Source organism: Propionivibrio soli, from assembly GCF_025770765.1.
Taxonomy (GTDB): Bacteria; Pseudomonadota; Gammaproteobacteria; order Burkholderiales; family Rhodocyclaceae; genus Propionivibrio; species Propionivibrio soli.
Map to the genome: position 1 here is coordinate 129,025 of NZ_JANZKY010000006.1, position 20,614 is coordinate 149,638.

21 protein-coding genes and 1 tRNA gene are annotated in these 20,614 nt (G+C 57.1%); 16 read left to right on the forward strand and 6 right to left on the reverse strand.

Annotated features, from left to right (window positions below; genetic code table 11):
- Positions 1–3: 3 nt before the first annotated feature.
- Positions 4–363 (reverse strand): dihydroneopterin aldolase, encoded by a 360-nt coding sequence (locus NZ453_RS08540; protein ID WP_263770094.1) that lies wholly within the window; start codon positions 361–363, stop codon positions 4–6.
- A gap of 105 nt (positions 364–468) precedes the next feature.
- Here NZ453_RS08540 and plsY point away from each other — a divergent pair, with 105 nt between their 5' ends.
- A complete protein-coding gene (gene plsY / locus NZ453_RS08545) occupies positions 469–1,086 on the forward strand; it encodes a glycerol-3-phosphate 1-O-acyltransferase PlsY (protein ID WP_263770095.1) in 618 nt (205 codons plus the stop codon).
- On the opposite strand, the gene tsaD is transcribed toward plsY, so the two are convergent.
- On the reverse strand, positions 1,087–2,118 hold the full coding sequence (gene tsaD / locus NZ453_RS08550; RefSeq protein WP_263770096.1) for a tRNA (adenosine(37)-N6)-threonylcarbamoyltransferase complex transferase subunit TsaD: 1,032 nt from the start codon (positions 2,116–2,118) through the stop codon (positions 1,087–1,089).
- A gap of 145 nt (positions 2,119–2,263) precedes the next feature.
- Here tsaD and rpsU point away from each other — a divergent pair, with 145 nt between their 5' ends.
- The 7 genes from rpsU (at position 2,264) to NZ453_RS08585 (ending at position 8,834) form a co-directional block, all read left to right on the forward strand.
- Positions 2,264–2,476: a 30S ribosomal protein S21 gene (rpsU, locus tag NZ453_RS08555; RefSeq protein WP_153109694.1), complete on the forward strand. Its 213-nt coding sequence runs from the start codon at positions 2,264–2,266 to the stop codon at positions 2,474–2,476.
- A 133-nt stretch (positions 2,477–2,609) separates the two neighbouring features.
- A complete protein-coding gene (locus NZ453_RS08560; protein WP_275983123.1) occupies positions 2,610–3,056 on the forward strand; it encodes a GatB/YqeY domain-containing protein in 447 nt (148 codons plus the stop codon).
- A 67-nt stretch (positions 3,057–3,123) separates the two neighbouring features.
- Complete coding sequence (gene dnaG / locus NZ453_RS08565) at positions 3,124–4,875, forward strand: DNA primase (RefSeq protein ID WP_263770098.1); 1,752 nt, start codon at positions 3,124–3,126, stop codon at positions 4,873–4,875.
- A 44-nt stretch (positions 4,876–4,919) separates the two neighbouring features.
- Positions 4,920–6,866 carry an RNA polymerase sigma factor RpoD gene (gene rpoD / locus NZ453_RS08570; RefSeq protein ID WP_263770099.1) on the forward strand — a complete coding sequence of 649 codons (1,947 nt, stop codon included), beginning with the start codon at positions 4,920–4,922 and terminating at the stop codon, positions 6,864–6,866.
- An 8-nt stretch (positions 6,867–6,874) separates the two neighbouring features.
- Positions 6,875–6,951 (forward strand) — tRNA-Ile (locus tag NZ453_RS08575).
- Positions 6,952–7,082: 131 nt separating this feature from the next.
- Positions 7,083–8,156, forward strand: coding sequence for an integrase (locus NZ453_RS08580; protein WP_263770100.1), 1,074 nt, complete (start codon positions 7,083–7,085; stop codon positions 8,154–8,156).
- Positions 8,157–8,438: 282 nt separating this feature from the next.
- A complete protein-coding gene (locus NZ453_RS08585) occupies positions 8,439–8,834 on the forward strand; it encodes a hypothetical protein (RefSeq protein WP_263770101.1) in 396 nt (131 codons plus the stop codon).
- A 9-nt stretch (positions 8,835–8,843) separates the two neighbouring features.
- Here the strand turns inward: NZ453_RS08585 and NZ453_RS08590 are convergent, their stop codons facing one another.
- Positions 8,844–9,776, reverse strand: a complete 933-nt coding sequence (locus NZ453_RS08590; RefSeq protein ID WP_263770102.1) for a hypothetical protein — start codon at positions 9,774–9,776, stop codon at positions 8,844–8,846.
- 425 nt (positions 9,777–10,201) lie between these two features.
- Here NZ453_RS08590 and NZ453_RS08595 point away from each other — a divergent pair, with 425 nt between their 5' ends.
- Positions 10,202–11,014 carry a replication protein RepA gene (locus NZ453_RS08595; protein WP_263770104.1) on the forward strand — a complete coding sequence of 271 codons (813 nt, stop codon included), beginning with the start codon at positions 10,202–10,204 and terminating at the stop codon, positions 11,012–11,014.
- Between the two features lie 416 nt (positions 11,015–11,430).
- Here the strand turns inward: NZ453_RS08595 and NZ453_RS08600 are convergent, their stop codons facing one another.
- On the reverse strand, positions 11,431–12,387 hold the full coding sequence (locus NZ453_RS08600) for an SOS response-associated peptidase family protein (protein WP_263770105.1): 957 nt from the start codon (positions 12,385–12,387) through the stop codon (positions 11,431–11,433).
- 195 nt (positions 12,388–12,582) lie between these two features.
- Between NZ453_RS08600 and NZ453_RS08605 the strand changes: the two genes are divergently transcribed.
- The 7 genes from NZ453_RS08605 to NZ453_RS08635 all read left to right on the forward strand — a co-directional run bounded on the left by NZ453_RS08605 (position 12,583) and on the right by NZ453_RS08635 (position 18,766).
- Entirely contained in the window at positions 12,583–12,951 is a 369-nt protein-coding gene (locus tag NZ453_RS08605; protein WP_263770106.1) for a hypothetical protein, read from the forward strand.
- A gap of 142 nt (positions 12,952–13,093) precedes the next feature.
- The gene (locus NZ453_RS08610; RefSeq protein ID WP_263770107.1) at positions 13,094–13,291 is read left to right on the forward strand and encodes a YqaE/Pmp3 family membrane protein; all 198 of its coding nucleotides are present in this window, start codon (positions 13,094–13,096) and stop codon (positions 13,289–13,291) included.
- 72 nt (positions 13,292–13,363) lie between these two features.
- The gene (locus NZ453_RS08615) at positions 13,364–13,807 is read left to right on the forward strand and encodes a thermonuclease family protein (protein ID WP_263770108.1); all 444 of its coding nucleotides are present in this window, start codon (positions 13,364–13,366) and stop codon (positions 13,805–13,807) included.
- Positions 13,808–14,101: 294 nt separating this feature from the next.
- A complete protein-coding gene (locus NZ453_RS08620; RefSeq protein WP_263770109.1) occupies positions 14,102–15,478 on the forward strand; it encodes a 3'-5' exonuclease family protein in 1,377 nt (458 codons plus the stop codon).
- Between the two features lie 1,003 nt (positions 15,479–16,481).
- The gene (locus NZ453_RS08625) at positions 16,482–17,048 is read left to right on the forward strand and encodes a hypothetical protein (protein ID WP_263770111.1); all 567 of its coding nucleotides are present in this window, start codon (positions 16,482–16,484) and stop codon (positions 17,046–17,048) included.
- A 214-nt stretch (positions 17,049–17,262) separates the two neighbouring features.
- Positions 17,263–17,943: a DUF4393 domain-containing protein gene (locus NZ453_RS08630; protein ID WP_263770112.1), complete on the forward strand. Its 681-nt coding sequence runs from the start codon at positions 17,263–17,265 to the stop codon at positions 17,941–17,943.
- Between the two features lie 79 nt (positions 17,944–18,022).
- Entirely contained in the window at positions 18,023–18,766 is a 744-nt protein-coding gene (locus tag NZ453_RS08635) for a tetratricopeptide repeat protein (protein WP_263770114.1), read from the forward strand.
- A 164-nt stretch (positions 18,767–18,930) separates the two neighbouring features.
- Here NZ453_RS08635 and NZ453_RS08640 read toward each other — a convergent pair whose 3' ends face one another.
- Positions 18,931–20,385 (reverse strand): hypothetical protein, encoded by a 1,455-nt coding sequence (locus NZ453_RS08640; protein ID WP_263770115.1) that lies wholly within the window; start codon positions 20,383–20,385, stop codon positions 18,931–18,933.
- Entirely contained in the window at positions 20,385–20,606 is a 222-nt protein-coding gene (locus NZ453_RS08645; protein ID WP_263770116.1) for a hypothetical protein, read from the reverse strand. Before NZ453_RS08645 ends, NZ453_RS08640 begins: the two co-directional genes overlap by 1 nt.
- Between the last annotated feature and the right edge of the window lie 8 nt (positions 20,607–20,614).

Consider the following 20,614-nt stretch of genomic DNA (forward strand, 5'->3'; position numbering starts at 1 on the left):
CGTTCAGCCTTGTTTGGTGCCGCGTTCGATCACGACGCCCACGCGGCGGACGCCGTTCATCATGCCGAGCTTGGCGATTGAGACACGCACCCACTTTGCGCCGAAATCGGCGAGCAGCACTGCGGCGACATGCTCGGCTAGCCGTTCCAAAAGGCTGAAGTGCTTGGTTTCGAGCTCGTGGCGGAGGCGTTCTACGACCGACGCATAATCAATTGTGTCGCCGAGATCATCGCTGACACCGGCTTCTGCTGTCGACGTCCCGATCTGCAAGGAAAGCTCTATTGTTTGCGGAACCGTGCGCTCGCGTGGATAAACCCCAATTAGCGTCGAGAGGCGAAGGTCGTCGATAAAAATGAGGTCCATGCGGCGGTGAGGGGCTCGGTGTAGAATCGCGGCCGGGCGCACGGCTGCGCCCGAATAGAGCCGGAATTCTAACTCAGACATCAACCAACATTACCGGATCATCTCATGCCAAATAGCGTCGTTGCCCTACTTGCTATCCTCGCCGCGTATCTGTTGGGGTCGGTTCCCTTCGCCGTCGTTTGCAGCCGTCTTTTTGGACTCGCCGACCCCCGGAGTTACGGCTCGAAAAACCCCGGTGCTACGAATGTCTTGCGTAGTGGCAACAAGGCCGCTGCCGCCGCTACCTTGTTCGGCGATATGGCGAAGGGTTGGCTAGCCGTCTTTCTCGCTGAAAGATTCGGTCCGTCGTTTGGCTTGGGTACGGCGGTTGTCGGCGGGGTCGCGCTAGCGGCCTTTTTCGGGCACCTGTTCCCAGTGTTTCTCAAATTCAAGGGCGGCAAGGGGGTAGCAACGGCAGCCGGAGTCCTGCTCGCCATCGACCCATGGCTCGGCCTCGCGACCCTTGGTACGTGGCTAGCCGTCGCCTTCACCTTGCGCTATTCGTCATTGGCGGCGTTGATCGCGGCCGTTGCGGCCCCCGCGTATGCTTTCCTTCTGTGGGGAAGGGACTGGATGATCCTCGTCGTTTCCATACTGGCCTTTGCGCTCATTCTCAAACACTGGGCGAACTTGCAGCGCTTGATGAGCGGCTCGGAGCCTCGGATCGGCGGCAAGAAATCCTGATCAGCCGCGGCCGTTGAGTTCGGTGAGCGGCCAGCGCGGCCGTACGGCGAAAGCCCCTGCCGTCTTGATCGACAGACCAGCCTGAAAGCGCAGAGCGCCGGCTAGAGCGATCATCGCGCCGTTGTCGGTGCAGAATTCAAGTTCGGGGTAGAAAACGGAAACGCGGACCTTGGCGGCGCGTGCGTCGAGTTGCCGCCGCAGTTCACGATTGGCTCCCACGCCACCGGCAACAACCAGTTGTTTCAGCCCCGTTTCCTTCATCGCCCGCATCGATTTCTTGACCAGGACGTCGACGATGGCCTCCTGGAAGCCACGAGCAATGTCCGCACGCTGCTGATCCTCCAGTTCGCCGAGTTCCCGAACCGCGGTGAGAACGGCCGTCTTCAGGCCGCTGAAACTGAAGTTGAGGTCCCCGGAGTTCAGCATCGGCCGCGGTAAGGTGACCGTTTCGGGACGGCCCTTCTCAGCCAATTCGGCAAGCGCAGGTCCTCCGGGGTAGGGCAGACCAAGCAACTTCGCCGTTTTGTCGAATGCTTCGCCTGCCGCATCGTCGAGCGTTTCCCCGAGGAGTTCGTATTGCCCGACCCCAGAGACGCGCATTAGCTGGCTGTGCCCTCCCGAAACGAGCAGCGCGATGAATGGAAACGTGGGGGGGCGTCGGGACAGCAGCGGCGAGAGCAAGTGTCCCTCGAGATGATGAACCGGAACAGTCGGTATGCCGAGCGAACTCGCCAGTCCTTCAGCGAATGCAGCCCCGACGAGTAGAGCTCCTGCTAAACCGGGGCCCTGGGTGTACGCGATGGCCTTGACGCTGCTCAACGCGCACCCGCTGTCCGCCAGTACTTTTCGCAACAGAGGGGCGGTGCGTCGGATGTGGTCGCGCGAAGCAAGTTCGGGGACAACCCCTCCATATTCTGCGTGCAAGGCGACTTGGGAGTGGAGGGCGTGCGAAACCAGCTTTCCGCCTGCCTCGGTGTCATAGAGGGCAACGCCGGTTTCGTCGCAGGAAGACTCAATTCCGAGAATCAGCATGGGCGCCATTCTACCTTGCGGTACCAATGGTCGCCGGCCGAACTTTTACCGGAACACGAGGGGCTTGGAAAGCGAGAGTGTTTTTGTTTATAATGCCCGGCTCAGTTGTAATCTGTCGTCGAATTCTGAAACTAGGAAACAGTTAATGCCAGCCATCCGCCTGAAGGAAAACGAGCCGTTCGAAGTAGCGATTCGCCGTTTCAAGCGCACCGTCGAAAAAACCGGTCTGCTCACCGAGCTTCGTGCACGCGAGTTTTACGAGAAGCCTACTGCCGAGCGCAAGCGCAAGCTGGCGGCGGCGGTGAAGCGCCATCACAAGCGCATGCGCAGCCAAACCCTGCCTCCCAAGCTCTACTAGTCCCGGTCTACCGATTATGGAATAGCCGCCTGTCTGTGGATAGGCGGCTATTTGCGCTTCTGCTCCTTGGTTAGATTGCGCCTACGACCCGGGGAACTCAATTGGCCGCGCCACACGGCGCAAGGAGTTGACCATGACGCTGAAAGAACGCATCAACGAAGATATGAAGGCCGCAATGCGGGCGCGTGAAACGGCCCGATTGGGTGCGATTCGACTCCTGCTGGCAGCGATCAAGCAGAAAGAAGTCGACGAGAGGATTACGCTCGATGACGCGGCCGTCGTGACCGTGATCGAGAAGATGCTGAAACAGCGCCGTGATTCAATCGCCCAATACCAAGCCGGCGGACGACAGGACCTCGTCGACGCCGAGCAACGGGAAGTTGACGTTTTGTCGGCGTACATGCCTGTCGGATTGAGTCGCGAAGAGATCGGCGCGGCTGTGGCATATGCTGTTGCGGAACTCGGCGCCAAGGGGCCGGCCGATATGGGCAAGGTAATGGGGGTCCTCAAGACCCGGCTCGCGGGCAAGGCCGACATGGCTGAAGTGTCGAAGCTCGTCAAGACAGCCCTGAGCCAATAGTCCCTTGGGCCGGGCTATCAGGTCCCAAACGGGCCGAACAGCGCCAAGTACCACCTAGTTTGCGCCGATGATCCCAGAGTCCTTCATCCAGGAACTCCTGCATCGCGTGGACATCGTTGACCTGGTGGACGCCTACGTCCCGCTCAAGAAGGCTGGGGCAAATTACGCCGCCTGTTGTCCTTTCCATAACGAGAAGACGCCTTCGTTTACCGTCAGCCCCGCTAAGCAGTTCTATCACTGCTTCGGCTGCGGTGCGCACGGTACGGCGATCGGGTTTCTCATGGAGTATTCGGGTGTCGGTTTCGTCGACGCCGTCAAAGAACTTGCGTCGAGGACTGGGCTGCAGGTCCCTGATGACGATCATCGACAGAAAGAAGGGGGCCCGCGCACGGTCGGGCTTACCGAAATCATGGCGCGCGCTGCCAAGTACTACTACGAACAGCTGAAACGGTCTCCCAAGGCGATTGAGTACCTCAAGCAACGTGGGCTCAGCGGGGAGGTGGCACAAAAGTTCGGGATTGGTTATGCCCCCGACGGATGGCAAAACCTGGAAGCCGCCTTCGACAACTACGCGAACGCCGAACTGCAGACCGCCGGCTTGGTCATTCGCAACGATCAGGGGCGCTTGTACGATCGTTTCCGCGACCGGGTGATGTTCCCGATCGTCAATCAAAAAGGCGAAGTGATCGCCTTCGGCGGCCGAGTTCTCGGTGCCGGCGAACCGAAATACCTGAATTCCCCGGAAACCCCGCTTTTTGAAAAAGGGCGAGAGGTGTTCGGTTTACCGCAGGCCCGCGCGGCCCTACGCGACAAGGACGCGGTGGTCGTCGTCGAGGGCTACATGGACGTCGTCGCCCTTGCCCAGCACGGTGTCGGCAACGCCGTTGCCACGCTTGGCACGGCGACGACGGCCATGCACGTGCAAAAACTTCTGCGTCAAGTGAGCCGCATCGTCTATTGCTTCGATGGCGATGCTGCCGGCCGCAAGGCGGCATGGCGTGCGCTGGAGAATAGCCTGGAAGCGCTGCCTGAGCAGAAGAGCATCGGCTTCGTTTTCCTTCCGCCGGAGGACGACCCTGACAGCTTCGTTCGTCGGGAAGGGGCGCCAGCTTTCGAACGACTGATCGTTGAAGCGATGCCGCTGTCCGAGTTTCTGTTGCGTGAACTGGCTTCGCACTGCGACATGACGAGCGCCGAGGGGCGCGCGCGGCTCGTGTCCGAAGCGAAACCGCTGCTTGGCCGCTTGCAAACGCCGTTATTGCGACTACAGTTGGTCAAGCGACTGGCTGAAGCGAGCGGGTTCTCGCAGGCGGAAGTTGAGCGCCTATGTGAGTTGCGGCCCGTTGCGAGGCCGGCTCCGGCGAAAGCGCCGAGGCGTGCACCTTCCTTGTTGCGCCCACTGCTGCGGATGCTTCTGCAAAAGCCTGAACTCGCACAATTGCTGCCGCTCAACGTGCTGCCCGAAGACACGGCGGACGCGCGAGCTGTCCGCCGACTTTGTGACGAGATTTTGGCGGCAGGGGAGCCGACCCCGTCATACGCGGCTCTCTTGGAGCGATTGCGTGGATCGGAGGACGAGACAGTCTTGCGTGAAGCGGCGGCCGAACTAATGCAAGAGCCTTTTGCCGAAGACGATATAGAAGCCGAATTCAAAGGTGCGGTACAGCGCCTGATCGAGGGGGAACACAGACGCGCATTTGCTATGTTGCAGGCAAAGGTTCAAAAGTTGGGGGTGGCCGGTCTGTCAAGCGAGGAAAAGCAGGCTTATTTGGAAGCTCTCAATACCCGCAGCGCTCGGGCGGGTACACCTAACCTGTGATATAATTTAATGTTTTCCAGTTCAAAGCTTAGCGGGAAGTGTCCATGGCAAGGGAAAAAGCGGTAACCAGTAAAACGGCGAAGGCAAAGGCGGCAGAGTTGTTGGCACAGATCGGTAGCCAGCCTTCGCCGATCGACGAAGAAACGCGCAAGACTCGTCTCAAAACGTTGATCAAGCTCGGGAAGGAACGCGGCTTCCTGACCTACGCCGAGGTCAACGACCATTTGCCCGACGATGTCGTGGACGCCGAGCAGATTGAAAGCATCATTAGTACGTTCAGCGACATGGGCATCCAGGTCTACGACGAGGCGCCGGACGCCGAGACCTTGCTCATGTCCGACAATGCGCCGCCGGTTGCCGCGGATGATGCGGACGTCGAGGAGCAGGCCGAGCAGGCGCTGTCGACTGTTGATTCCGAGTTCGGCCGGACGACGGATCCAGTGCGCATGTACATGCGCGAGATGGGCTCCGTCGAGCTTCTGACCCGCGAAGGCGAAATCGAGATCGCGAAGCGTATCGAAGACGGCCTCAAGCACATGATCCAGGCGATTTCCGCCTGCCCCACCACAATCGCCGAGATTCTTGAATGCGCGGACAAGATCGCCCGCGACGAGATGCGCATCGACGATCTGATTGACGGGCTGGTTGACCCGAACGCCGAGGATGAACCGCTCGAAGAACTGGCGGAAGAAGAGGTGGCCGACGTCGACGACGAGAGCGATGACGGCGAATCCGCCGAAGGGGCCGCTGCGGCGGCGTCGTTGCTCAAGCTCAAGGAAGAGGGCCTCGCCAAACTCGAAATCATCAAGGGACTCTATGCCAAGGCGCATAGCGCGCTGGTCAAGAAGGGATCGCAGGACAAGTCCTATCTCAAACTCCAGGAGAAGATCTCCGAGGAGATGATGGGGATTCGCTTCACCTCCAAGACGATCGAGCGCCTGTGCGACTCGGTGCGTGCAATGGTCGAAGAAGCCCGCTCCTGTGAGCGCAAGATTCAGCGTATCTGCGTCGACACGGTACGGATGCCGCGCCCGCACTTCATCAAAGTATTCCCGGGTAACGAACTGAATCTTGACTGGGTCGACGAGGAGCTTGCCGCGGCGACCAATAAGCCATATGCCGGCGTGCTTGCCCGCAATGCACCGAACGTCAAGGAAGAGCAGAAGAAGCTGCTCGCTCTGCAGGACCGGATCGGCATCCCGCTGAAGGAACTCAAGGACATCAACAAGCAGATGTCCACGGGCGAAGCCAAGGCACGTCGCGCCAAGCGTGAAATGACTGAGGCCAACCTGCGCCTGGTCATTTCCATTGCCAAGAAATACACGAACCGCGGCTTGCAGTTTCTGGACCTGATCCAGGAAGGCAACATCGGTCTGATGAAAGCGGTGGACAAGTTTGAATATCGCCGCGGCTACAAATTCTCGACTTACGCCACGTGGTGGATTCGTCAGGCCATCACCCGCTCGATTGCCGACCAGGCGCGAACGATCCGCATCCCGGTGCACATGATCGAGACGATCAACAAGATGAACCGTATCTCGCGGCAGATTCTGCAAGAGACCGGCATGGAAGCTGATCCGGCGACTCTGGCGAAAAAGATGGAGATGCCGGAAGAGAAGATCCGCAAAATCCTCAAGATCAGCAAAGAGCCGATTTCGATGGAAACGCCGATCGGCGACGACGACGATTCCCATCTCGGCGACTTCATCGAAGACTCGGCGACCCTGGCACCAACCGACGCGGCGTTGTTCTCAAGCCTTCGGTTTATCACCAAGGACGTGCTCGATACGCTGACGCCGCGTGAAGCGAAGGTGCTGCGCATGCGCTTCGGCATCGAAATGAACACTGACCACACGCTCGAGGAAGTCGGAAAACAGTTCGACGTTACCCGGGAACGTATTCGCCAGATTGAAGCGAAGGCCCTCAGGAAGTTGCGTCATCCGTCGCGTTCGGACAAACTACGCAGCTTTCTTGATACCGGCAACAATTAACCGTTTCCGGGCCTGTAGCTCAGTCGGTTAGAGCAGAGGACTCATAATCCTTTGGTCCAGGGTTCGAGTCCCTGCGGGCCCACCAACACGAGAGCCCCTGTCCGCAAGGATCAGGGGCTTTTTCTTGTGCTCTTGAATTGCGATTGAGAATGCCATAAACAAGCTTTCGGTACAATGTCGGTACAGTGATCAATTCCGCAGGGAGTCCGAGGCACTATGGCAACCATCGTCAAGACGCCATCTGGCACTTGGAAAGCCGTCATCCGGAAGGCCGGCTTTCCCACCACCATAAAGACCTTCAGGCTCAAAAAAGATGCCGAAGACTGGGCGCGCCGTTCAGAGGACGAAATGGTTCGTGGCCTGTTTATTCAGCGCGGGCCATCTGAACAGCTCACGTTCGAGAAGGCTATCAAACGCTATTTGGCGGAAGTCACGCCCCACAAACGCCCTTTGACTCAAAGGAGCGAGGTGAGACGATCCGTTCCTTTAATCGAGTTCTTTGGCAAATATTCCCTTGCGGCCATTACGGCTGAGTTGGTCGCTCAGTATCGTGACAAACGGCTTGCTGGCGAGGATAGATCGGACAAAGCAGGAGCCCCTGTCCCGAGGGCCGGAAATACGGTGCGCCTTGAACTAGCATTGCTCGGTCACCTTTTCACCATTGCGCTGAAAGAATGGGGCCTTGGCCTTACCTATAATCCGGTTCTGAATGTCCGTAGGCCTGCGCCCGGGCCAGGGCGTAATCGACGCCTTGATGCGGATGAAGAGGGTAGGCTGCTTGAGGCAGTAGATTCGCACTCTAACCCGATGCTTGGGTGGATCGTACGCATTGCGATTGAGACCGGGATGCGTTCGACCGAGATTGCATCGCTTCGTCGTAGTCAAGTGGACTTGGAGAGACGAATAGTGCGCCTTATAAAAACGAAGAACACATTACCGCGTACCGTACCGCTTACATCACGAGCCACCGCGCTATTTCAAAAGGCGCTCTCTCACCCTGTACGCCCCATTGACACTGACCTGATTTTCTTTGGGGAGCCAGGTAAGGACGGGCAACGTCGGCCGTATAACTTTAATAAAGTTTGGCTCGACTTGAAGCGTTCTGTCGGGTGTGCGGACCTCCATTTTCATGATCTTCGACACGAGGCCGTCAGTCGCTTCGTCGAGGCGGGGCTCAGCGATCAAGAGGTGTCAGCTATCAGCGGGCACAAGTCCATGCAAATGCTGAAGCGGTACACTCATTTGCGAGCAGAGGATCTTGTCGCGAAGCTAGATAGGGTCAAACGCTAGCAGCTCGAACTATTCCGAGGCGTATCTGCCCCGCTGTTCCTGATTCAAATTGGGCATCTACACCCTCAAGCCGCGGTGCGCGGTCGCCTCCCATGGCGAACGGCGTGGAATGCCACGCCTTTCATATCTTGATCGTTTTTGGCGTTGTGCTTGCGCCCTTGCTCGTTCTGGAATCCGCCCGGTTGTTCCTGCGGTTTTCCACAGAATTTGTGGATGGCGCTTGCCTGTATACTGTATTGATATACAGTATACAGGCATGTCAAAACTGGACTTCTTTCCCCCATGTATTACGTTTGCCAGCTCATGTTCGACAAAGGGAAGCGTATGCCCCTTTGGCAGACCGCTTTCGGGCATCGGTACGCCGGCTTGCTCACCATTGCTTATGAACACATGGACGAGGGGTTTAAGCTGCCCGTGGCGCGGCTGCAGCGGCTTCCGGGTCAGGCCCAAACCGACACCTGGCCCAAACCCTTGTACGGCGTCTCTACGTTGGAGGAAGACCGCGAGGCTCGTTATGTGACCGGATCAGAACTCAACCATTCGCCTACAGCCGACCGCTATTTGACGCAGGTATGGAAGCTCACGCCGTTGACGGTCGATCAGTGGCGGGAGGTGACTGAGTACGAGGCCGCGCAGGCGCGGCGCGAGAGCGAGGCGCTGAACAATCAGCGGCGGTAGTTGCAGAATCTACGGAAACTGTTTTACAGGTTCCTGTGCGGCGGAAGATCGTGACGCATGTTCCACTCCTTCGATTGGCTCGATACCGAGGCGCTTTCTAACAACAGCGTCGGCGGTTGCGACACGCTTTTGACGTTTAATTGCGGCCGAAACAGCTTGCCGCGAGATGCCGAGTTGCTTTGCCATTGCCGTTCGACTGGTTTCGCCTTTTTCTTGCAGCTCGACAATCGAACGCGTGGGTGGCATTTTCATTTTTTGAAGCTGGTGGTAGGCCTCACGTCTCACATAGGCATGGGCCTCTATGTCAGATGTAGGAAGTTCTCCTGCCCGGACCATCCAGATTGCCTTAATCAACGCACCGAACTCGGCTTGAAATCGTCGATCTCGCTGATATGCCCGGCGTGCTTCGTCGCTGCGCCTTGGGTTGTGGCACTCACAATAGAGTTTGCTAGGTCTTGGGGTGGTTTTGAGCTGCCCCGGTAGCCTAGTAGCGCTCAATAGGTCTCCCCGTCGTGCCCAAGCGGCGTTTAGCAACGTGCGTTCCGCTTGATCGCGGAATGCTTCGATTGAGCGGTCCCCTCGCATGTCGATCGGGTCGCAGTATGTAGCCAGAAGCATTCCATATTCCGAAGGACCACGCTTACCTGCCAACGCCTCTTTAAAGCGCAGAACCACCGCATCTACATCCTTGCGAACCTCTTCGCGCATTGAGTCCGTTATCGGCACAGGCTTCGCAATCACCTTATTTACCCGCTTATAAACGACGCGGGCCTCGGTTGCGATAGCAAATTCAGTAACCCTCCAGCATAACTCGCAAAAGCTCTGTTCGTATGGATGCCTGAGTTTTTGCCGAAATCGACTAGATGACGTCTCCTGCTCCTCGAGGAAGCGACCTTGCTTTGCGTCGAAGATCAGCTTTCGCGCTTCTTTCGCTCGGACCATCTTGTCAACTATGTTCTAACTATTTCCGACGATCATAGTGCATTTGCGCGGCATCCTTCAATCACTCACTTACGTACTTGAAGGATGCACAGCGTATGCAAATCGAAGATGCACTTACGACTCAGTTTGGCCCTCTGCTTAGCGTCGCTCAGTTGGCAAAAGTGCTCGACCGCTCGGCGGAAGGGTTGCGTATTAGTTTGCGCGCGAACTCGGATTGGACGAGAGAAATCAACGCAGCTAGGCTGAAGTTAGGTCGGCGAGTCTACTTTAGGACAGCGGACATAGCGAAGGTCCTGACCGACCGGGCAGACTCATCTGAGGGTTAAGGTTTGTCTGCGCTCGCTCTATCAAGACAAGAGATCAAGTTGCTCGACCGAGCAATCAGGATCTCAACGACCGAACCTCAGAGCAATGACATCGTATATATGCACTCAACGATGTGCCAGCTCGCATTGCCGCGGTCCGAGCAGGCAGACTATGTATTCGAACGCCAGTGCGGTAACTCGTCATTACGCATCGCAGCCGGTAGTCTGTGGGATGGCAAGGAATGGGTGCAGCAACCTCTACCTTATGGGCCGATGGCCCGAATGATTCTGGCTTTCGTTAACACCTACGCTATACGAAACCAAACTCCCGAGGTTGTTGGCGGAGGAAGCAAAGCAGAATGCCTCCGCATGATGGGGAAGACGTCCACAGGCGGTAAAAAGGGCAACAACAGAATGTTTGAAAAACAGTTGCTGGCAATGGCTGCGTGCGAAATGTCGTTTGGCTTTAGGCGGGGCGAACGGATTAGCACGTGCAATGAGCGACCAATCAAGAAATTCGATCGTTGGGTGATGCGACCTGGAACTCAAGATCTCAGCGCCCAAAAGAGCAAGTTCGTTTTGTCGACGGACTATTTTAGTTCGTTGCGCGAACACGCTGTCCCCTGCAACATCCATGCTGTTTTCGCGTTGTCTTACTCCGCGCTAGCTTTGGATGTGTACTTCATGCTTGCCGAAAGGTTGCATCGCGTGCCCGAGAAGCCCGTTTTTTTGCGCTGGGCAAATCTGTATGGTCAATTTGGGCAAGAGTACCGCGGAAAACATGCCGCAAGAGACTTCAAAAGGGCTTACACCAAGGCGCTGCACGCGGCCCTCCACGTTTATCCAGACGCCAAGGTGGACATATGTGCCGATGGAATACGGTTGCATCGTTCACCGCCGCCGATCCCGCGACGTAGGCCATTGATTGCATAACCTTGTGGATAACGTAAGTTGTCCACGCATACTTACCCTCCTCGGTGCGCATACTTACCCCCCTTCCGTACGCATACTTGCCCCTCCATCCGTGCGCATACTTACCCCCCCCCTATCCTATAGCTGTTGTCCTTTAGGTTTATCCATATATATCTCCCCGTTAATGGATGCGATTGGCTGGGGATAATTTATAGGTAAGTATGAGTACCGAAAGTAAGTTCGTCCTTTTGCAGCTTTCCTACCGCCCGTTACCGCCGTTGTCCAAGTCGGAACGTACGCTGTTGTTCCTCCTGCATTCCAAGAATTCAATGGAATGTGCTAGCAATCGAGAACAAAGTAACAATGCTGAAAGCATACTTTGTGTCGTTTTATGGTCAAGCAACGGAGTCCCTCATCGCTTCCCAAGAACGAAATGGTCATGCCGCGAGCTTGTGCTCGTAGTAGGGCCGCTCGCGCGCATCGAGGATGGCGTAGGCACGTTGCCGATCGCCGTTCGGGGTAAGCCAATCATGCACGTTGTCGCGTGTGATCGGGATGATGCATCGATCGTGGCCGGCCGCCGCCACTTCGGGTGGGGGCGCATCGGTGATCGCCGCGAAGGAGAGAAGATCCGGTTCTTCGGGTCCGCTCCAGCGGGACCACAGGCAGGCGATGTGCATGAGCGTCCCCGGGGGTGGCTCGAACTTCAGGACAACGTTTTCCGGGGCTTCGCCTTCAGCGAGTTCTCGGCCTTCGAGACGATGGCGGCTCACGTTTTCGAAGAAGCACGTGGCGACGACCAGCGCGTGCGTATGGCCGAACTGACCTTTCCAGAACCCTTCGAGGTTGTCACGGCGGGCATTGTAGGTGCCGGGGAATTTCCGGTCGTACAGCGCCGGCTTGCCTTGCGGTCGGCACTGATAACGCATGGGCTTGAGGACGAGCTGACCGCCTTCTTCCACCATCACCGGCGCGTAGTACCCCGGGTAGATGCGATGGTCGCGTTCTTGCGGTTCGGTGCGGCGTAAATCGTTCAGCCGACCGAGGAGCTGCGCAACCTTCGCCTGACTGATGCGTCGATCCTCTTCAGCCTTCTTGGTCGTCTTCACCTTCAACTGACGCTCGGCGTCGGCGAGCCGTGTCCGTTGCTTGAACAACTCGGTTTCGAGACGAGCGGCCTCGGCCTCGTTGAACTCGTCGATCAAGGTTTTGATCTCGCGCTCCTGCGCGTTGACCGGTTCCATGAACGCGTCGGCCATGCCTTTGGGGATGAGGAGACGGCTGCCGTCCCGACGCCGCTTGAAGAGGCGGACGAATTCGTCGATGGAAATGTGTGCCCCGTAGCGCCTGATGTAGGAGTGGTAGTCTTCCCAGAGCATGGCGGAGTAACACATGGCGGGCTCTCGTTGATTACTGCGGTGGGCCAACGGGCCGACTCTCGGGGTAGGAATCGACACCTGCCTTTCATTGACTGCAACGCGCGACAGGGGTTCGCGTGCGCACGGCGCCGGTTAAAGCGAAGTGCGCGGGGATTTTGGTAGGGCGTTCTTCTGTCAGAGACGTACTCGGGTAGTAGGAAGGAAGACGCTATGAGTATCGGGAAAGTCATGGACGGTTATCGTGGGCTCCATTCGATCATTGCCTACAGCGGCCGACATCATCCGGCGAATCGTCCGCAGGGCCGTTGGGTGTCGGAGGGCGAAAACCTTGAAACGGCGTGGTACGCGGGCGCGCGTATGACGGTCTTTAAGGAAGATGAGGGGTGTTATGCGCTGCTTTACCTGGGTATGACCGACGGCATGCACTTCCCTACGATGGAGCAAGCCAAGGAAATAGCACCTGACTTTGCCCGCGCGGTTCTGTTGGGCATGCTGGCCGATGTAGCCGTGGGGGAGGCGGAACCGGAACTGACGAATTGCCTTAGAGCCTTCGGCTTTTTGGAAAACGAGACAAATTAGCTTGTCTGATGACACCTTGCCGGTAGCATGAGCTCCAACGTCATTAATACCTGATCTCTTGCGGCCCTGTCAGTTCCTACGTTGGCGCGGTCTGTTAGGCTAATGGCTTCGATGAAACGACATCGAACGGGGGGAAGGAAAAATGCGTTTGTTGATTGCTTTGATTCTGCCGTGGCTCACGTTCTTCACGATCGGCCGGCCGATCGCGGGCATCGTTTGTCTGATTCTCCAAATCACGGTCATCGGCTGGCTGCCGGCGACCATTTGGGCCGTGTATGCCCTCGGCCAATACAAGACTGACAAGAAAATCGAGAAAGCTCTTTCCCAAAGGAACGGGTAGACCACTCCGGCTTTCCACGGCCGTGACTATATGAGTACATGAGTATATGAACATGCGAAGGAAACCCGACCGGTGGTGACGCCTGCGGCGGTTGCACTTTGTCTGGTGGTGGCCATTACCGACGGCGACACGGTAAAGACGCGATGCGCTACGGCGGGACGTTACGAGCAGATCACCATTCGACTGGCCGAGATTGACGCGCCAGAGAAGCGGCAGCCGTTCGGGGAGAAGTCGCGTCAGTCCTTGGCCGAATTGTGTTTTGGGGTGGAAGCGGAAATCCGGGCGCAGACCACCGACCGTTACGGCCGCACGGTGGCTCGGATCGTATGCCGGGGACGCGACGCCAACGCGGAGCAGGTTCGGCGTGGTATGGCCTGGGTCTATGACCGGTATGTGACTGATCGCGGCCTCTACGGGCTGCAGGAGGCGGCGCAGCGCTCGCGCGTGGGTCTTTGGCGTGAGGCGGACCCGATGCCGCCATGGGAATGGCGGCGCGAAAGGAGAAAGCCGACATGAAAGAGGACGTTGTTTTACAGATCTTCCGCAGTGGGCCAGGCATCTTTGGGGGTCGAATTCTGCGCAACGGAGTCGAGGACGGGCGCGTGGACGGGTGCCATTCCCACGCGGAAGTTCGAGGCCAAGCGGCTGATGCGGGGATTCGCCTCGATCGCGTGGAAGTGCTCGACCATATGCCTGCAAAACCCACCCCAGGAACCCGCCGGTAGCTCGAATGCGGCGCTAGGTTGGCGCGCGGGATGAGACAATCGGTTAAGTGCGTATCCCGCGTTCTGCCTTCGTCTCTGCCGCGCCATGAACTACCTTGAACTGCCGCTGGCCTTTGTCGACCTGGAGACAACCGGCACCCTGGCCACACGGGATCGCATCACCGAAATCGCGATCGTCTCTTGGGATGGAATCGGCGAGCCCGCGACGTGGAGTCATCTCGTTAATCCCGAAACGCGGATTCCGCCGGCGATTGAAGCGTTCACGGGCATCTCGAACCACCTGGTGGCCGAGGCGCCCGCCTTTTCCGGGCTCGCGGCCGAGGTCGGTGAGCGGCTGGCCGGTCACTTGTTCGTTGCGCATAACGCGCGGTTCGACTTTGCGTTCCTAAAAAACGAATTCCGACGCGTCGGATTCGACTTTCGTCCGCCGCAGCTATGTACCGTTCGCCTGTCGCGCCAGGTGTTTCCAGAGTTCGCCCACCATGGACTGGATGCCCTGATTGAACGCCATGGCTTGACCGTTCCCGGCCGACACCGGGCGCTTCCCGATGCATTGGCGCTCTATGCCTTCTGGCAGACAGTGCGCCGCACGGTGCCTGCCGAAGCGCTAAGCGTTCTTGTGCAAAAGCTCGTATCACGCCTGAGCCTGCCCGCACACGTCGACGCAGCGAGCGTGGATGCCCTGCCCACGGGACACGGCGTGTACATCTTCTACGGACAAACCGGGCTGCCGATCTATGTGGGCAAGAGCCGCCACGTACGAACGCGGGTGCTCTCGCATTTCGCGGCCGACCATTCCGACGCCAAGGAAATGAGCCTGTCGCAACAAGTGCGCCGCATTGAAGGCATCGCCTGCGCGGGCGAGGTCGACGCCCTGCTTACCGAGGCGCGTCTCGTCAAGGAGCTGCAGCCGACGCTCAACCGTCAATTGCGGCGTAATCGCGAGCTGTGTTCATGGCGCTTGAGCGACCAGGGGTTGGGTTACTGCCGCGCTGAGCTGAGTTATGCCCGGGATCTCGATTTCGGGCGCCAGCCGAACCTCTACGGTCTGTTCCGTAACCGGCGGGCCGCGACGACGGCGATGGAGGAGATCGCGCGAACCGAGGGCTTGTGTCTGGTGGCGCTCGGGCTTGAACGCGGAGCGCTCGGCAAGCCGTGTTTTCGGAGCCAGTTGGGTCGCTGTCGCGGGGCGTGCCACGGCGCGGAGTCGCTTGAAACCCACAGTGCGCGCCTACGGACGGCGCTTTCCGACCTGGCGCTCACGACTTGGCCATTCCCCGGGCCCGCGTTCCTGGCCGAAGGGGAGGGGGCGCACGTCATTGATGCGTGGTGCTACCTCGGGTATGCCCGCTCGGACGAGGACAGGCAGGCGCTCCTGGCGAGTGGCAAACCGAGTTTTGACAAGGACACGTACCGGATTCTCGCCAAGGAAGTGAGCAGGATGACGACGGTTGTGCCGTAGCGAGGCAAAAAAAATCCCGCGCCAGTGTGGCACGGGATTGAAAGTCTCATCTTTGCGATGAGTCAGGGAGGGTCAAACTGTTGCCAGCGGGGGGCGCTGAAGCAACGATTGCAGTCTAGGGCGATTACCCGAGTGCGTCTGTAGGTCTTTCGGAGGCTTTGTGTAACGAGCTGTACCTGAGCAAGGACCGGAAACGTTCGTTACAGCTGGTCCAGGGGACTCCTGACGCCGTGTGTTACCTCGACGACGTACGTAACTGGCCCCATAACCTTCACTCCTATAGCAGACGACAAAAGATTGAGAATAATGCGAAATGGGTCGATACTTGACCGCGCCTCCTTCTCGTCAACCAGCGATCGAAAGGAGAGAATAAAGAAATGCTAAAAACTCAACGGTTTAGGACGTTACCGGCCCGTTCCTCAGGATGATAAATAGGCGGACCGGCGGGCCGCCTATTAACTGTTAGGGGCATGATGACTTCAATGACCTCAACCACTGATGCCAATCGAGAATTGACTGACGTGCTTTATCGCGTTAAGCGTGGTCTTGCTAGTTATGTAAGCTATCTCGCGGCGTGCGAAATGAATCAAGCATTCAGCGAATACGTCTTATACGAACCAATACTCCGCATACTGACGGCGCGTGGTTTTGAGGTTCGATGCGAATATCCTTGCCCTGGCGCTGAGCATGCTCCGAGTGGCGATAAGAAGCGCCTTGATTTCGCCGCTACAAAGAATTCCCTCAAACTAGCCATAGAGGTCAAGTGGATAAGGTCTCCATCCCCAAACGTTGATAATGACGTCGCGAAACTTGAGTCTGTTCTTTCGGTACGGCCAGAGGCTGCGTCACTACTTTGCATCTTTGGTCGCAAGAGTCACCTGGACAAACTGAAACTTCCTGCACAACTCTCGGAGCGAGGGAAGCCTATGGTGGCCGACCTAGGGAAAACAAAATACGGGTGTCGCATCTTTCAACTCATACCGTCGAAGAGGACGAAAAAGTGATGCCCAACCTAGCAGTCGAGCGGACCTCGCGCGAAAAGCCGCGCGAGACCGGTCAACTCAAACGTCAGCCTTTTATGGCCTCTACGACTGAACGTACAGCAGTTTGGGACGCAATGCTCGAAGCCGACTACCAAAGACGATATTGGCATGCCAAAGGAGCAAGCTTTGTTTTTCTCGATAGGTGCTCACAAATTGCGCTTGCAGTACTCTCGTCTGCTGCAGTTTTGTCTGCGCTTGGTGATCTGAAGCTACTGGATATATGGAAGTGGCTCTCGGCAATTACAGCAGTTATTGCAACGGCACTGCCATTCATGAGCTACACCCGAAGATCAGTCGCAATGACAGATTTAAGTGCGAGATGGCACGCGCTTGAAATTGAGTACTCGTCGATCTGGAGAGAGATCGACAAGGTTGAATTTTCTGAACCTAAATTTAAAAAGTTAAAAGAGACCGAGGTCGAGCTTGGGAGAATGACGTCCGACTTGCCAACCGACGACAAGAAGCTGCAAAGAGAGTGTTACGAGCAAGTTCTAATTTCCAGGGGTATTAAAAATGGGTCTAACTGAAGTAGGTCACAGGGACGAGCGTGGAAGTGTGCCCAAGCCTGCACCGTGGCCAGCTCCGCCCCCTCCACCCGCGCCAGCAAGACCGAGTTGCCATGCAAACCCCGACTAACCCTGCAGTTGCGCGGGACAGACAAAAGGTGCGCTTGCGGTGCCGTAAGCTTCGCTCCGGCTGCCCCGCACTTCCGCGTTAGGTTCCATACCCACCGAGATGATCATGGAAGAAGAGGCCAAAGCCGTACAGGAGGTTGCGAAGACAACTGGCAAGGCGATCGATGCAGCACGTGAGGCCGGTGGATTCATTGCAACGTTTATTGCTGGCCCCATCGAGCAAGGAATCGGAATTTTTGAGGATCGCCTGAGATACATGCGCTGGGAGCGGCAAATACGGCTCATGCAACGCGCACAAGATTTCCTCCGGGCCGCTGGTCTGCCTGCGCCTACGCGCCCCGTACCTTTGAAGCTCCTCATTCCCATCATGCAGGGCGCCAGCTTGGAAGAAAACGACGACCTTCAAGACCGATGGGCTGCGCTTCTGGTTAACGCTGCAAATGCAAACTTCCATAGCGAAGTGCGCCGTTCCTACGCTGTAATTCTTGAGCAGCTAACGCCATTGGACGCGCAAATTCTCGACGTCTTGTATGCGCTTCCGTTCGAAAAGAGTCAACACGATGGCATAACGACTGCTGATTTGCCCGTGCACGCCCGTATCAAGGAAGAAAAGGAGCTGCAGTTTGCGCTTCCTAGCGACGAAGTCGTCATTTCGCTTAGTAACCTTGCTCGCCTAGGATGTTTGCGGCCCGGCATGACCTGGGGCGGAGGAGAAAGTTTTGGCCGAGTTAATCCCACGGTCGCTGGTAAAGCGTTCGTTGAAGCTTGTCGCGCATATGGAACCTGACTTTGGGGACTATCGGAACTCGCGCGCGAACCTGCGCAAGTCCAGTGACCTCAACGCCACTTACATACGGAGAAGGTGCATGCGTTTCCTTGTCGCAGCCGTTGTTTCAATTTTCCTAATGACTGGCGCAATTGCGCAGCAGCTCTCGGCTACGGACCCGAGGGCGTGGGAAGTACAAGCCAATAAGCTTCGTGCCGCGAATAACTGGTCGGGCCTCTTGGAACACGCGGACCGCTGGATCAAACTGCTTCCCTCAACTGCGGAAGCTTGGAACGCAAAGAGCGAAGCGCATCTTCAAATGGGCCAGCCCCTGTTGGCGGAAGCACCGGCAAAGGAAGCAATCCGGCTGAAACCAGATCTTGGGGAGGCTTGGGCAAACTTGGCATATTTTCAAGCCACCTATTCGGACCTGTTGTTTAGCTATGTGGAAACGACGAGAACAGCCAGAGAAGCCATACGACTGAAGAGAGAGTGCCCCGTCGCTTGGTTGGCGCTCGGAATCGCAGAGCACCGAGGGCGACACAAGGAGGCTGCCGTTGAAGCGTTGCAAGAGGCTATTCGCCTAGATCCGAACTATGCCCCAGCATGGCGGCAGTTGGCGATCCAGTTCCGTCTCCTGAAGCGCTACGACGAAGCGATTGGTGCGTTCCATCATGCGACTGCGCTTCGTCCCGACGATGTCCGTGCAATCTACGGGCTCGGAATTACCTATGCAGAGATCGGCCAGCGAAAGAGGGTTGAGGAAATCTATGAGCGGCTTACCGCGGTCGATCCTCAGCTTGCAAATCAGTTCTATGAGGATGTAGTGCTTCACCCGCAATGAGCTGAGAGGATCTGACTTACCGCATCTCCTGCGACGTCCGGTGTCCGTCCGGTACCCCCCAGACTTTTGCAGCAAAACTCCTTGCGGCGATTTGAGGAGAACTTTTGCAGCAAAACCGCTTGGACAAACGACCGGTAACATTCTTCCTGCGTCGTTCTTGCCGGTCAGTCGTGGTGCATGTTGATGCTTACCTGGGTCGTGGCTCGTTCCTGCGCTAAGTGATGATTGAGCCTACCAATCCGCTCGCGGAGATCGTTACTCGGCATCGCTTGTGCACTTTCCCCGCCAATGCTCCCGCCTTTGGCTGCCTTCATGGCCTTTGCTTCTCGCCTCGCTTTGCGGGCCGCATCCCGTTCGGGGTCGCGTTGCTTCTCGTAGGCAATCGGATTTGGAGTTCCTTGATATCCCAAGTTGCTGTTTCGTTGTCCGTTGCTTCCCTCTCCGGCGTCGGGGACAGGACTCGCATTTGTACGCGCCATGCTTTTCTCGGGCGTCTCACTTAGCGACAAGCTAGGCAATTCGGGCTTGGTAGCCAAAGGTGCATGGTCCCCAGCGCCCGTGTCCGAGGCATCGCTTAACCCTATGCCACCAAACTCTCGTTTAATCCAGTCGCTCATCCCTTCGACTGGACTCGTACTTGCTGTCGCCATACCGCTAACGACCGACGCGGCGGCAGCACCTGCGGCTGCGGCGGCGGAAATGTCCCCAGTACCTAGGCTTGTCGAACCGCTTGATAAATTCGCGGCGATGGCATCCGATTTGAACAAAAGCCCAAACAAAACGACGTATGCTACCGTTCCAGAGATCAATACCTCGGCGAGGTCTGCGCCGGAGGAGAGCACAGTTTTCAGGCTGGTCATATCGCCGGCCGTGTACTTTTGTGCCACCAGCGCCATCGCGTTCCCGACCTCAGAGAACGCACCAAACAAGATTCCGTAAATCACAATCCGGAACATTAGCGTCATCAGCGATTTAAATGGCGCAATCCCGTTGTCCTTGAGGGCATTCAGACCCAAGAACGAGAAATTAAAGGGCGCCATCATGACCGTAATGCCGAGTTCGAGCATGAGCAGGTAAAGCTTGAGCGCGAAAAAAAGTCCAATGCCCAGAATCGCGAGCACGACATAGAGAATCGCTTGGCCGATAATCGTGCTGCCGACACCAACGGCCGCCGCGAGGATTACGAGCGCGGACGAGGTACCGATTGACGACAAGATTATGGTCGACGGCGATGGAATGCTCGGAGCGAAGTCGCGGAAGAACTGATTGCCCACAGCATTAATGAAAGCTGGTCCTTCGGTCATGCAATACCAGCAGAAGGCAAACCAAAGCACGCTGCCGCACGTCTTTGCGATGGCCGTATGTATTTCGGCGCCTTCCAACAGCAGCTTGTAGTTCGTTATTGCGTATTGCGCCAACATGAAGAATGAGAGCCATTTGGCGGCTTGCGTAACGATCTTCTCGGTCGTCAAACGCATTGCAGTGGTCACGATATCGATGATTTTCGAGTCGGTTGGGATTGCCCCGAGTGTCTCTGCATGCGCTGACGCTGTCGCAATGGCAAGAGAAACCAGTAGGAGGGCAAGCGTGACTTTCATAGGTTTCACGGTAATTTCCATTATTTTGATTTCGCACTCGCGTTTGAAGACCAGTTCTTAGTTTTCATCTTCTCGTCGCCAATAAGCGGAATCTCTCTGTCATAAGGCTTAATTAGGACAGTTTGCAGATCCTTGTCTTGTTGTTGCTGTGCCGATTCGGGTTGCAGACGCAAGTCTTTCGGTTCGCTGCACGCGCCTATAAGGACGGCGGAAATCAGTAGGGCAATAGTTGAGCCGTTCATGGCAGCCT